The 12,295-nt window shown below is 48.1% G+C and carries 12 protein-coding genes; 6 read left to right on the forward strand and 6 right to left on the reverse strand.

Annotation, left to right across the window (positions count from 1 at the left end):
• Positions 1 to 31: 31 nt before the first annotated feature.
• The 4 genes from trmD to IY568_RS04390 all read right to left on the reverse strand — a co-directional run bounded on the left by trmD (position 32) and on the right by IY568_RS04390 (position 3,968).
• Positions 32 to 796, reverse strand: a complete 765-nt coding sequence (trmD, locus tag IY568_RS04375; protein ID WP_010382409.1) for a tRNA (guanosine(37)-N1)-methyltransferase TrmD — start codon at positions 794 to 796, stop codon at positions 32 to 34.
• Positions 796 to 1,329, reverse strand: a complete 534-nt coding sequence (gene rimM, locus IY568_RS04380) for a ribosome maturation factor RimM (protein ID WP_046006658.1) — start codon at positions 1,327 to 1,329, stop codon at positions 796 to 798. Before rimM ends, trmD begins: the two co-directional genes overlap by 1 nt.
• A 17-nt stretch (positions 1,330 to 1,346) precedes the next feature.
• Positions 1,347 to 1,595: a 30S ribosomal protein S16 gene (gene rpsP, locus IY568_RS04385; protein WP_010382415.1), complete on the reverse strand. Its 249-nt coding sequence runs from the start codon at positions 1,593 to 1,595 to the stop codon at positions 1,347 to 1,349.
• A gap of 282 nt (positions 1,596 to 1,877) precedes the next feature.
• A complete protein-coding gene (locus IY568_RS04390; RefSeq protein WP_194866860.1) occupies positions 1,878 to 3,968 on the reverse strand; it encodes a TonB-dependent hemoglobin/transferrin/lactoferrin family receptor in 2,091 nt (696 codons plus the stop codon).
• Between the two features lie 240 nt (positions 3,969 to 4,208).
• On the opposite strand from IY568_RS04390, the gene IY568_RS04395 reads away from it, so the two are divergent.
• From IY568_RS04395 to IY568_RS04410, 4 genes are read left to right on the forward strand one after another with little or no spacing between them, the layout of a single operon-like run.
• Complete coding sequence (locus IY568_RS04395; RefSeq protein WP_194866861.1) at positions 4,209 to 5,027, forward strand: heme/hemin ABC transporter substrate-binding protein; 819 nt, start codon at positions 4,209 to 4,211, stop codon at positions 5,025 to 5,027.
• Positions 5,024 to 6,070 (forward strand): FecCD family ABC transporter permease, encoded by a 1,047-nt coding sequence (locus IY568_RS04400; RefSeq protein WP_194866862.1) that lies wholly within the window; start codon positions 5,024 to 5,026, stop codon positions 6,068 to 6,070. The genes IY568_RS04395 and IY568_RS04400 overlap by 4 nt, the downstream gene beginning before the upstream one ends.
• Positions 6,063 to 6,860, forward strand: coding sequence for a heme ABC transporter ATP-binding protein (locus tag IY568_RS04405; RefSeq protein ID WP_194866863.1), 798 nt, complete (start codon positions 6,063 to 6,065; stop codon positions 6,858 to 6,860). Before IY568_RS04400 ends, IY568_RS04405 begins: the two co-directional genes overlap by 8 nt.
• A complete protein-coding gene (locus tag IY568_RS04410; protein WP_194866864.1) occupies positions 6,853 to 7,593 on the forward strand; it encodes a HugZ family protein in 741 nt (246 codons plus the stop codon). Before IY568_RS04405 ends, IY568_RS04410 begins: the two co-directional genes overlap by 8 nt.
• 223 nt (positions 7,594 to 7,816) lie before the next feature.
• On the opposite strand, the gene ffh is transcribed toward IY568_RS04410, so the two are convergent.
• The gene (ffh, locus tag IY568_RS04415) at positions 7,817 to 9,196 is read right to left on the reverse strand and encodes a signal recognition particle protein (protein ID WP_138537603.1); all 1,380 of its coding nucleotides are present in this window, start codon (positions 9,194 to 9,196) and stop codon (positions 7,817 to 7,819) included.
• 162 nt (positions 9,197 to 9,358) lie between these two features.
• Between ffh and IY568_RS04420 the strand changes: the two genes are divergently transcribed.
• The gene (locus IY568_RS04420) at positions 9,359 to 10,165 is read left to right on the forward strand and encodes a cytochrome C assembly family protein (RefSeq protein WP_010382431.1); all 807 of its coding nucleotides are present in this window, start codon (positions 9,359 to 9,361) and stop codon (positions 10,163 to 10,165) included.
• 93 nt (positions 10,166 to 10,258) lie between these two features.
• Entirely contained in the window at positions 10,259 to 11,542 is a 1,284-nt protein-coding gene (locus IY568_RS04425; protein ID WP_125560056.1) for an HlyC/CorC family transporter, read from the forward strand.
• Between the two features lie 62 nt (positions 11,543 to 11,604).
• Here IY568_RS04425 and IY568_RS04430 read toward each other — a convergent pair whose 3' ends face one another.
• Positions 11,605 to 12,213: a hypothetical protein gene (locus tag IY568_RS04430; protein WP_010382435.1), complete on the reverse strand. Its 609-nt coding sequence runs from the start codon at positions 12,211 to 12,213 to the stop codon at positions 11,605 to 11,607.
• Positions 12,214 to 12,295: the final 82 nt, after the last annotated feature.

Below are 12,295 nucleotides of genomic sequence, written 5' to 3' on the forward strand. Positions count from 1 at the left end.
TATTTCTCACATTCCTAGGAGTAACTGTCTTCTAGCCACAAGCTTCATGTTCTTGCTGAAATTCAGCAAGCAAACGTACTTGCTCCTCAGTCAGAGCTAGGTTACGCAACAAGTCTGGACGGCGTAACCAAGTTCTACCCAGTGACTGCTTTAAGCGCCACTCGGCTATCGCTTGGTGGTTTCCACTGAGTAATACAGCAGGCACCTGTTTTCCATCCAACGTTTCTGGCCGAGTATAGTGTGGACAATCTAATAAGCCGTCTGAAAACGAATCTTGTTCTGCAGACTGGTTGTGTCCCAGCACACCTGGCACCAATCGCGCAACTGCGTCGATCAATGTCATGGCAGGCAGTTCACCCCCACTTAATATAAAATCCCCGATGGACCATTCTTCGTCGACATACGACTCGATGATCCGCTCGTCTATACCTTCGTAGCGACCAGCGACTAAAATCAACTTTTCGGATTGAGCCAGCTCGGCCGCACCTTGTTGATCTAACTTCCGCCCTTGTGGAGACATATAAATTACTTTAGCGCCCTCCCCTGCCGCCTGTTTGGCGTCAAGGATAGCTTGCTTGAGAGGCTCGACCATCATCAACATCCCCGGACCACCACCATAAGGTCGATCATCAACGGTTCTGTGTTTATCTAGCGCATAGTCTCTCGGGTTCCAGCAGTGAAAGTCGATCAAACCGTTTTTTACGGCCCGACCGGTTACACCTTGCTGAGTTACCGCGTCAAACATTTCAGGAAAGAGTGAGATCACCCCAACCCATAGTTTTTGCTGTTCACTCATTAAAATGCCGGATCCCAGTCTACAGTAATTTCTCGTTCTTCGTGCTTAACCTCAATCACAACAGAATCTGTCAGGAATGGGATTAAGCGCTCAGACTGACCAAATGCATCTTTTTTGTTTGCTTTCACAACCAAAACGTCATTTGACCCTGTCTCCATCAAGTCATCAACATGACCCAGGTTATACCCTTTTGTCGTAACGACTGTCATACCGATGAGATCTCGCCAATAAAACTCCCCTTCTGGTAATTCGGGAAGCTGCTCTACATCTACCGAGATTTCTGCATTGGTCAATGCCATTGCTTCGTCTCTGTCGTTGATGTTCGCAAACTTAGCGATAAAGCCCTTGCTGTGTCGACGCCAGTCGCTCACTTCAAGGGTTTGCCATTTACCTTGTTGACCTATCAACCATGGGCTGAAATCGAAGATCCCTTGGGGATCATCAGTAAATGAATGCACCTTAAGCCAACCTTTGATGCCATAAGGAGCACCAAGTTTACCAACAACGATTGTCGAGGTTTTTTCTTGACTCATGGTTACACTTACGCCTATTAAGCCGCTTTACGAGCGTCTTTAACCAGTTTAGCTACGCGATCAGAAAGACCAGCGCCTTGACCTACCCAGTGATCAACACGGGCAAGGTCTAGACGAAGTTTTTCTTCTTGACCAGCAGCGATTGGGTTAAAGAAACCTACTTTCTCGATGAAACGACCGTCACGCGAGAAACGGCTATCCGCAACCACGATTTGATAGAATGGACGCTTTTTAGCGCCGCCACGTTGCAAACGAATAGTTACCATACCGTCCTCTACATAGATTGACTGTTTTCATTAATAAGATTTGCTTCCCACTTTGGGAAGCTGGGGAATTGTACGTCTTTTTTCACGCATTGCAAGTGTGAAATCCATTTTATTACCAAATGATGAAGACGCAGTGCAATTGGCTGGAACTAATGCGTTGGTGAGGATGTATTTATAGCGCTAACCTCACTACTTAAACCAGCATGAGACTGCAAGCCCGACATATAGAAGGGTTTTAAACACAAAGACCCTTCTATATAGTGTTAAGATGTCAGAAGCGTATCAGAAGGTCACTTTCACTTTAGCCGCCAGATATCGCCCTGGCATGGTGTACTGAGACAAGTCCGTGTCTAAGGCACTGCCCGCGACACGCTCGTACTGCACATATTCTTTGTCCAGCAAGTTAAACACACCCATATTCACTTTCCAGTTGTGCCATTGATAATCAGCGAACACGTCAACGGTAGCCCAGCCAGCCGTTTTAATTTTAGTATCGGAAGGCACTTTGTCCATGTTACTGGCAGCGCGCAGCGCGGTGGTCACCGACCAGTCCTCAGATTCATAACGCGCTTTCACAAATCCATTAAGGGGACTCAAAGACTCTATATACTCATCGGTTTGTGCGTTTTTCCCATGCAGATAAGTCAGGCCACTGTCTAAGGCAATCTGCTCATCCAGCCACAGAGTCATATTCGCTTCTATCCCTTTGATTTTAACTTCCTCAATATTTTGATACTGGAATACCTGCTTACTGACGTTTGGAATAAAGGTGGGCTCAGTGCGGATCAGCTGATTGGCAATAAAATCATCGAAAGTCGAGTGAAATACAGCCACTGAAAACTGGCTGTTATCAAAGTGCCCTTTTAGGCCGAGCTCCAGGCTATCACTATATTCTGGATCCAGCTCTGAATTAGGCATGATTTGATAAAATGGCTCAACGCCGTGACTCTGATAAGCCTGGTCATGTGGTGGGATCTTAAACCCTCTCGCATATTGACCGACCAGATTCAGATGCTCAGTGATGCTGTACACAGCCCCAAGCTTAGGTGAAAACGCAGTTTCATTGATTTTTTCAAAGGCGCCTTCTGTGTATAGTACGTTGTCTTTTGGCGTCATCCGGTAGCTATCGAGACGCAGCCCGGCATTCACCGTCAGCTTATCGGGGATCAACGCCACATTATCCTGTACAAATATCCCCAGCAGCGTTGTATCTGCACCTGGAAAAGCTTTTTGCGCTTCGCGATCTTTCACCAGGTCACCTTGCAGCGTGCGCCGTGATTTATAACGAGGGCGCTGCGTTTCATAACGATCAACATCGAAGCCATACACCAGCTGATGCTGCACATTGCTCAGGTTAAGCTGCTTGTCGAGTACCAGGCGGGTGCCAATAATGGTTTGCTCAAACCGGTAGTCATTGTTATCCACATACGGTCCGGCGCGATCTGCACCTGTGCGAACTTGATCACTTGTTTGTTCATAATCACTAAGGTAAACCTGCGCTTCAAGATTATCGAACAGCTTAGTTGCTGCACTGCTTTTATACAGCGCCGACACCGCCAGACTATCATTAACCTCTGCCGTTTCATTGCGTTTTACTGCCAGCACCTGATCGGTTTCCTGTTTATAGTAGTCCAGCGTGACCAATAAACTGGACTGTGTATCCAACGCGAGCTCACCTTTGAGCACCGCAGCAGTCGCAGTGTAGCCGTAGTTCGGAAGAGATTCGTCATAGTTTTGTGTCTGCTCGCCCTCACGGCGGGTTAGTTGGGCTGAAATCGCATGCTCACCCAAACGTGTTGCGAATACACCACTGAGACTCTGCTCGTCACTGGCACCATGAAAGCCAGCGCTGAGGTGCGCATAACGGGTGCTGCCTGCCAGGTAGTCAGTGGGCGACTTAGTGGATATGACAACAATGCCACCCAGTGCGTCAGAGCCATATAATGAAGAGGCAGCCCCTTTGGCGATTTCAATTTGTCTGACACCTTCTACATCCAGATAGCCACGCCCAATCAACAGCCCCTGCCCCCCTTGGTATGCATCATTTAGACGACGGCCATCTTTAATATACACGACCCGGTTACCGCCAATCCCGCGTACAGTAATCGCCTGCGCATTGCCCGCACTGCCTTGCGTGCTCATACCTGTCTGGTAGCGAAGCGCTGTTGCCAGGTCAATACTGGCTTCCTGTTCCATGGCCTGCTCTGTCACCACGCTGACGCTGCCTGTCACATCCGATAGCTTTTGCGCGATCCGCGAACCACTAACAACAATAACCTCAGCGGACTTTTCAAATTCATCGGCCTTTGCATCGGTTGTACCAAGAAGCGCCGCCACTATACCAAGCGCAATACTGCTGTGCTTTAGAGTCATAGAAACCTCATTCAGAGAATTGATCAGAACTATTTTGCTGTGCACTATAATGTCCCTATAACTCAATTGCAAATGATAATGGTTTTCATTTTTATATTTATATAGATTTAATTTAATTCATTCAGTAGAATCAACCCCTCGTGGGGGAGCGACCTCTTTATCAGCGCTCGCCCTGGCATTAAGAAAGTGTGACTTAGGCGATACTTTCGTTTAAAACCATTGAACTTAACGGGATAAATAATGCGTAAACTTGTATTCTTAATCTTAATACTGACAATCAGTCAGCCACTGCTTGCTGCGCAACGGATCGTCGTCGCTGGCGGTTCATTGACAGACATCGTATTTGCTCTGGGTGCCGGAGGAAATGTCGTGGCTGTTGACACCTCCAGCACGTCACCAATTGATGCAACTAAATTACCTAAAGTTGGTTATTACCGGGATCTGGCCGCTGAGGGCGTGCTGTCACAGCACCCCGGACTGATCCTGGCATTGGAAGGCAGTGGCCGACCCGAAGTATTAACACAGTTACGCAGTACCGGGGTACAGCTGAACCTGTATGACAAACCGAAAACTATCAACGAACTGTTCAACCTGATAGGTCAGCTTGGCCGAGATCTGAACCGCCAAAGTCAGGCACAACGGCTGATCACCGGCCTCAAAAAAACCTTACCAGTCAAAGCACCTGCCACCTCACTCAGTGCCCTGTTTATCTTATCTGCCGGCGATCGCGGCGTGACTGTAGCTGGCCCAGAAACAGTACCCGACCTCTTATTTGGCTATACAGGGATACGTAATCTGGCAACAGCACCCGGATATAAGCCCTTTAATCGTGAGGCTATGCTGGTCAGCGCCCCTGATTTTCTGGTTGCACCCAGTCATGTTGTCTACAGCCTCGGTGGACCCGAACAATTTTGTCAGCAAAGTGCGCTGGCCTTGTTACCGGCCGCACAGCAATGCAAACTGCTGGTCATGGACTCACTGATGTCGATGGGAATGACGACTCGCCTGCCTGAGGCGATTGCACAGCTTGCTACATACCGTGATCACTCAGCACTATGAGTCAGACTTTTGCGATTTTAACTGCGCGTCATCACACTGTCTGGCTGTGGTTATGCAGCGCTACACTCATTGCACTGGCCTGGCTGTCTCTCAGTAGTGGACCGGTTGGCTGGGACTGGCGCATCCCGCTGGCGGTCTTCCTCCCTGACTCGGCAATACAAGGGATCAGTGAAATACACATGACCGTCGTTACCCAAATCCGTCTGCCAAGGTTACTGCTGGCGCTGCTGGTAGGATGTGTCCTGGCCTGTAGTGGTGCAGCCAGTCAGGCGTTATGTCGCAATCCCCTGGCAGATCCGAGTTTGATGGGAGTCACAGGCGGTGCGGCTGTTGCAGCCATAGCAGTCATTGCACTGTCACCCAAGGTTGCTTTTATCAACGAAACAATGGTCGCACCGGCTGCCTTTCTGGGCGCCCTGGCTATCACTTCTTTGTTGTATCGTATAGCCAGTCATAATGGTCAGATCCAGATCACAGTATTACTGCTGGCCGGGGTGGCAATCAATGCCGTTGCCATGGCCCTGATAGGATTGTTCAGTTTTTTTGCCGATGACACGTCTTTGCGCCTGATGACATACTGGCAGATGGGTGCTCTGGCGGGAGCAAGCTGGTCTGCCATGCAATATGGTGCTCCCCTCATCCTTATTTGCGTCGTGATGCTGTTCATGCGACGCGAGCAAATCAATGCCCTGATGCTGGGAGAACGGGATGCAAGACACCTGGGTGTTAATGTCCGTCGGTTAAAAAACGAGGTGATTTTTCTGGTTGCGCTGGGCGTTGGTGGCGCCGTTGCTATGTCCGGCATGATTGGCTTTATTGGTTTGCTGGTACCTCACCTGGCACGCCTGCTGGTCGGCCCAGATCTGCGGCGTATGCTGCCTTTGAGCATGTTACTGGGCTGCGTAGTATTACTCATCGCAGACTGGCTGGCACGCCTGGTTGTTGCACCTTCAGAGCTGCCGATTGGTGTGATCACCGCCCTGTTTGGCAGTCCGTTTTTTGTCTATTTACTGATACAACAAAAGCGAGGTAGCCATGCTTGAATGTCGTAATCTGACTGTCACCCGTGCTGGCAAACTGGTACTAACAGACTTGTCGCTGACACTTGAAGCTGGCCAGTTCATCGTGCTATTGGGTGAGAATGGTGCCGGAAAATCGACTTTGCTCAGTGCAATTTGTGATGATATCCCCTACCAGGGTGCGATCTTATGGCATGGCGAACCACTCAACAAACACGACGCATTCACACTGGCCACAGAACGCGCCGTGTTATTGCAGCATAACCGGGTCAATTTTGCTTTTAATACCACCGAGCTTATCGCCATGGGCCGCTACCCTTATCAGGAAAGCACAGCTGAACAGGCTCGAGTCGTTGATGAACTCATCAAACAACTGGCACTAGAAGAGCTCGCCGGACGCGACGTTACCCAATTGTCCGGTGGCGAATTTCAACGTGCCCAATTTGCCCGCTGTCTGGCGCAACTGAATGCGCATGACCCGGCCACCCGTAACAAGCTGATGCTGCTGGATGAGCCCACTTCCGCACTCGATTTACACCATCAACACCGGGTGCTGAGTACCGCCCAACGCTTTGCCCAGCAGGGCAATACCGTGATTGCGGTATTGCATGATTTAAACCTGGCTTCGTTGTATGCTGACCGGATACTCTTGTTAGATCAAGGCCAGATCCGCAGTGACGGCACACCACAAGACGTACTCAGGCTGGATGTATTACAACCCATTTACCAAACAGGCATGCAGATTAACCTGCATCCCGGATATAATATACCTATGATATTCTCAGAACCGCTAACAGGAGCTCCCAATGCGTGAACAAGCTGTTTTTGAAGCGCGCCAGCTACTCAGACATTCTACCGTCTGTGTCATGTCGACACTCTCTAAAAATCTGGCGGGCTACCCGTTTGGCTCGGTCACACCGTTTATGAGTGACGATGAGGGTCGGCTGGTTTTTTACATCGCAGGCATTGCACAGCACTCGCGCAACCTGACAGAAGACAGCAGAGTTTGCGCGACAATTTTTGATGCTGCACAAAGTGGCGATCAAAATGAACATGCCCGTGTCACTATTGTCGGCGACGCCGCCCCGGTACCGGATGAGGAAGCAGCCGATCTACTGCTGCGCTATGAGCGTCACTTTCCTGAAGCCATCAGCTACCGGCAAGCACATGACTTCAAATTATGGCGTATGGAAATTAAACGCGTGCGCTATATCGCAGGCTTTGGGCAGATTTTCTGGTTAGAAGCAGACGAATGGACACAGCCAGCTGCGAATTGGGACCTGGCCAGTGAAGCACATATGGTCAAGCATATGAATGACGACCATCAGGATGCCAATCAGTTGATCCTCAAGTTGGTGCATAATGTTGATGCCGCAGAGGTGACTATGACGACGATCCTCAATGAGGGCTGCTATTTCAGAGCCAATGACAAGCCTTATTACGTACCCTTCGAAGCGCGCTGTGAAGACGCTACGGCGGTGCGTAAAGCGCTGGTGCGCCTTACCAAAGCCGCCCGCGCACAATTTGATGAAGCCGTAGAAAGCTAATACCAATTTGCTTAATTAAGTGGTCTATTTTGAGGCGAGAAAATAGGGTCGATAGCAAGGCAAAAATTCTGCTATTTAGTTGTTCTAAATGAAAAATTTTTAACGCTGTTAGCGTCCTATTTGCTTCTTCAAATAGACCAAGTATTAAGTGAAATTGGTATAAGCATTAAAAAAGGACAGAGTGATTTGAATCAGCCTGTCCTTTTCTCAGTTTGAGTCTGAATTAAAACTTCGGACCGCCGCCACCGAACATGCCTGGTGGCATCATGCCTTTCATATTCTTCATCATTTTCATCATGCCGCCCTTACCCTTCATCTTTTTCATCATTTTCTGCATCTGGGTAAACTGCTTTAGCAACTTGTTGATATCCTGAACCTGAGTACCGGAACCAGCCGCAATCCGCTTCTTACGTGAACCTTTGATCACTTCCGGGCGTGCACGCTCATGTGGTGTCATAGAATTAATAATCGCTTCCATCTGATTAAAGGTCTTGTCATTCACCTGACCTTTAACAGCATCAGGTAAGTTAGACATGCCAGGTAGTTTATCCAGCATCGACATCATACCACCCATGTTTTTCATCTGGCGCAGTTGCTCAGCAAAATCTTCGAGCGTGAAGCCATCGCCTTTAAAGACTTTCTCAGCAACTTTAGCTGCTTTGTCTTTATCAACCTTAGATTCAACTTCTTCAATCAAAGACAGCACATCGCCCATGCCTAGAATACGTGACGCAACACGATCCGGGTGGAATGGCTCCAGCGCATCCGTACGTTCACCCACACCAATGAACTTAATGGGTTTGCCAGTGATATGACGAATCGATAAAGCCGCACCGCCGCGCGCATCACCATCTGTCTTAGTCAGGATCACACCTGTCAGTGGCAAAGCTTCGTCGAATGCCTTTGCTGTATTTGCGGCATCCTGACCCGTCATGGAGTCCACGACAAACAGGGTTTCGATAGGAGAGATAGCTGCGTGAAGATCTTTGATCTCACCCATCATCTCATTGTCGACGTGCAAACGACCAGCGGTATCCACCAGCACCACGTCAATGAATTTTTTCTTTGCATGTGAAATAGCGTTGGTCGCGATGTCCACCGGCTTTTGTGAAATATCACTGGGGAAAAATTCAACCTCTACTTCCTGGGCCAGCGTTTCAAGCTGCTTGATTGCCGCAGGGCGGTATACGTCAGCACTGACTACCAGTACAGATTTTTTCTTGCGCTCTTTTAAAAATTTAGCCAGTTTACCCACACTGGTTGTTTTACCCGCACCCTGCAGGCCAGCCATCATGACGACTGCAGGCGGCTGCGCAGCCAGGTTAAGCTCCTCGTTGGCCTCACCCATGGCTTTTTCGAGTTCTTCACGAACGATCTTGATGAAAACCTGGCCTGGGCTAAGGCTCTTAGTCACTTCAACACCAACCGCACGTTCTTTAACCTGCTTCACAAAGTCTCTGACCACAGGCAAAGCTACGTCCGCTTCAAGCAGTGCCATACGCACTTCACGGAGCGTTTCTTTAATATTATCTTCGGTTAGTCGGCCACGGCCGCTGATGTTTTTAAGCGTTTTTCCTAAGCGTTCTTGGAGGTTCTCAAACATTTATCGCTTCCAGTATGTCGTAATTGCCCAGCATTATACTGATATGCGCGTCACTAATACAGTATTCAAGTCAGTTAAGAAACTTTTTCCCTGCCCCTATGCAAGAACCCGAGCTTAAAATACAATAGCCTACAAAAGGAGCATGTAAGTAGAAAGCCATTCATGTTGATCATCAGTTTATCGTTGTTTGCCAGTCTGTTTTATGTACTTGCCACAGGGCATGTATTGTCGCGCCTATTTCATAAAGAAGGCCCTAGCCAAAAGCTGACCATTATCTTCAGCACAGTGGCGATCCTCAGCCACATGCTGGTACTGGTAAACTCCGTGTTTACGCAGGATGGACAAGACCTCAGTACCATCAATGTTGCTCTGCTCACCTGCTGGGTCATTGTGGTATCAGTAACAACTGTCTCCTTAAAGTTCCCAGCCACTTTATTACTGCCCGTTGTCTATGGGTTCGCGGCGATACTCCTCGTTGCCAGTTTGTTTGTGCCCCACCACATTGTAATGAAGTCACTGGAAGTCGACATTGGCTTGGTGGTTCATATTTCTCTGTCACTTCTGGCATATTGTGTACTCATCATCGCCACGCTATACGCTGTGCAGTTTTATTTCATTGACCGTCGCCTGAAAGAAAAGGATTTGGCTATCATGCACAGCCACCTGCCACCATTAATGCAGGTTGAATCGCAACTTTATCAGCTGCTTACTGTTGGTACTGCACTGTTAACCCTGGCGCTGTTATCTGGCTTTGTGTTCCTTGAAGGCATGTTTGCTAAAGAGTTTTTACACAAAACCGTACTGTCACTCATCGCCTGGTGTATGTTCAGTGCTGTCACCATTGGCCATCATCAGTTTGGCTGGCGGGGTAAATCAGTGGTGTTCGCAGTATTAGGCGCCTCCGGTATCGTTACGTTGGCCTATTTCGGCAGTCGATTTGTTCAAGAAGTGATCTTAGGTAAGTTTTAATCTAAGTTTTAACTTAAGTTCATGCTTTTTGACTTGACTCTGAATTCTGGCTAACGCTTAATACTCCTTCGTAAGCAAAAAAGGGATCCTCTGTTGGACGACATATCAACCAGCGCCTTGTTTATTATTCTTGGCGTGCTTGTTCTGCTCTCGGGTTATTTTTCCAGTTCGGAAACCGGGATCATGTCTATTAACCGCTACCGACTGCGCCATTTGGTAAAAGAAAAACACAAGTCGGCACAGCGCGTAGACGAACTTCTGAAGCGCCCAGACCGCTTAATTGGTCTGATCCTGATCGGTAATAACCTTGTTAACATCGCTGCTTCTGCGGTTGCCACTGTATTGGGTATGCGCCTGCTGGGCGACGCTGGTATTGTTGTTGCCACCTTTGCATTGACCCTGGTTATCTTGATCTTCGCTGAAGTCACGCCTAAAACGCTGGCAGCGCTATACCCAGAGAAAATCGCATTCCCAAGCTCTGTGATTCTGAAAATTCTGCTAAAAATACTCTTCCCTGTGGTTGTTACAGTGAACTGGATCACCAATGGTATGTTGAAGCTCATTGGCGTATCGCCGGAGCAAATAGAAGAACACAGTCTGAGTAAAGAAGAACTCAAAACAGTATTAAATGAGTCCGGTGCCATGTTGCCAACCAATCACCAGGACATGATGACTTCTATTCTGGACTTAGATCACGTTACGGTTGAAGACATTATGATCCCACGCAGTGAGATCAATGCCATCGACATCAATGACGACTGGAAAGACATTTCTAAACAGCTGACCAATGCGCAACACACTCGGGTGCTGCTATATCGGGACCAAATTGATGATGCCGTTGGCTTTATTCACTCACGTGATGCATTACGCTTATTGACCAAAGAGCAGTTTGATAAACCGTCGCTGTTGCGTGCTGTACGAGAAATCTACTACATCCCGGAAAGTACCTCACTGAATACTCAACTTTTGAAGTTTCAGCAAAATAAAGAGCGTATCGGTCTGGTGGTTGACGAGTATGGTGACATTCAGGGCCTGGTGACTCTGGAAGACATCCTCGAAGAGGTTGTGGGTGACTTTACCACAACTAAAACACCTGCCCCAAGTGACGAAGTCGATGTACAGAACGATGGCTCGGTCGTGGTTGACGGTGGTGCCAATGTGCGTGACCTCAATAAAGAAATGCACTGGCATTTGCCAACAGAGGGGCCTAAAACACTCAGCGGTCTGATTGTTGAACACCTTGAAGATATTCCTCAGACTCAGCTTGGTCTGAAGATAGCAGGCTACCCAATGGAAGTGGTCGAGATTAAGGAAAACATGATCAAGGTGGTCAAGGTTTATCCCCAAAAGAAAAGTAAATCTGTCATCGCTGAATAATAAAAAAAGCCGCAATAGCGGCTTTTTTTATGTCCTATTTTTGATTACTAGGAAAACGCATGTTAAGAAAACAAGCGTTCAAACCAGTTCTTATCTAAGTCTGCTTCGCAGCGCTTGAGCTGAGCGCCATACCGCGAAGCCCGATGCTTCACTTTATTCGCCACTTGCATCAGCCACTTTTTCTTTTTGTAAGTGCCACGGCGATAACCGCCCCACCCTTCGTGATAGTTGAGATACTGTGCATAAGCGTCCCACTTGGAAACGCCATTAATTTTATGCGTTTTATAAACAAACCAGCCCATGAAGTCGATGGCGTCCTCAAAGTCGTCGCGATCTGCACCTGAGTTGCCGGTTTCACGAATATAGTCGCTCCAGGTGAGTGTTTTTGCTTGAGAATAGCCATAAGCACTGCTGGCACGACCGATGGGGATCACCCATAGAAAGTATTCCATTGGCGGTGCAGCATCATGTCTGAAGGAGCTTTCCTGATACATCATGCTCATCAACACATGTTTGGGCGATCCCCACTTTTCTTGTGCGTCTTTTGCATCAAAATACCAGTCGTCTTTTTCCTCAAAAATCTTACAAATATCATTCGGCTGCTTCGGAGGTGCCGTCGCACAGCCGGTTAGTGCAGCCAACAAAGGTAATAAAATTATTTTTTTTCTCATTTTTTTATGAACTCGTTGAACTTTTCTAAATTGTGCCGGTCTTACTCTCTGAATGCAGCAGTTTAGCATTGTTTCATCCCTG

This window comes from Pseudoalteromonas sp. PPB1 (assembly GCF_015356275.1).
GTDB lineage: Bacteria > Pseudomonadota > Gammaproteobacteria > Enterobacterales > Alteromonadaceae > Pseudoalteromonas > Pseudoalteromonas rubra_D.

What these genes read in the sequence shown, in the direction of transcription:
- IY568_RS04410 (WP_194866864.1), top strand. Translation starts at nt 6,853, where the DNA reads ATGCGTGAACAAGCTGTTTTTGAAGCGCGCCAGCTACTCAGACATTCT.
- IY568_RS04390 (WP_194866860.1), bottom strand. Translation starts at nt 3,968, where the DNA reads ATGACTCTAAAGCACAGCAGTATTGCGCTTGGTATAGTGGCGGCGCTT.
- IY568_RS04395 (WP_194866861.1), top strand. Translation starts at nt 4,209, where the DNA reads ATGCGTAAACTTGTATTCTTAATCTTAATACTGACAATCAGTCAGCCA.
- ffh (WP_138537603.1), bottom strand. Translation starts at nt 9,196, where the DNA reads ATGTTTGAGAACCTCCAAGAACGCTTAGGAAAAACGCTTAAAAACATC.
- trmD (WP_010382409.1), bottom strand. Translation starts at nt 796, where the DNA reads ATGAGTGAACAGCAAAAACTATGGGTTGGGGTGATCTCACTCTTTCCT.
- rimM (WP_046006658.1), bottom strand. Translation starts at nt 1,329, where the DNA reads ATGAGTCAAGAAAAAACCTCGACAATCGTTGTTGGTAAACTTGGTGCT.
- rpsP (WP_010382415.1), bottom strand. Translation starts at nt 1,595, where the DNA reads ATGGTAACTATTCGTTTGCAACGTGGCGGCGCTAAAAAGCGTCCATTC.
- IY568_RS04400 (WP_194866862.1), top strand. Translation starts at nt 5,024, where the DNA reads ATGAGTCAGACTTTTGCGATTTTAACTGCGCGTCATCACACTGTCTGG.
- IY568_RS04430 (WP_010382435.1), bottom strand. Translation starts at nt 12,213, where the DNA reads ATGAGAAAAAAAATAATTTTATTACCTTTGTTGGCTGCACTAACCGGC.
- IY568_RS04420 (WP_010382431.1), top strand. Translation starts at nt 9,359, where the DNA reads ATGTTGATCATCAGTTTATCGTTGTTTGCCAGTCTGTTTTATGTACTT.
- IY568_RS04405 (WP_194866863.1), top strand. Translation starts at nt 6,063, where the DNA reads ATGCTTGAATGTCGTAATCTGACTGTCACCCGTGCTGGCAAACTGGTA.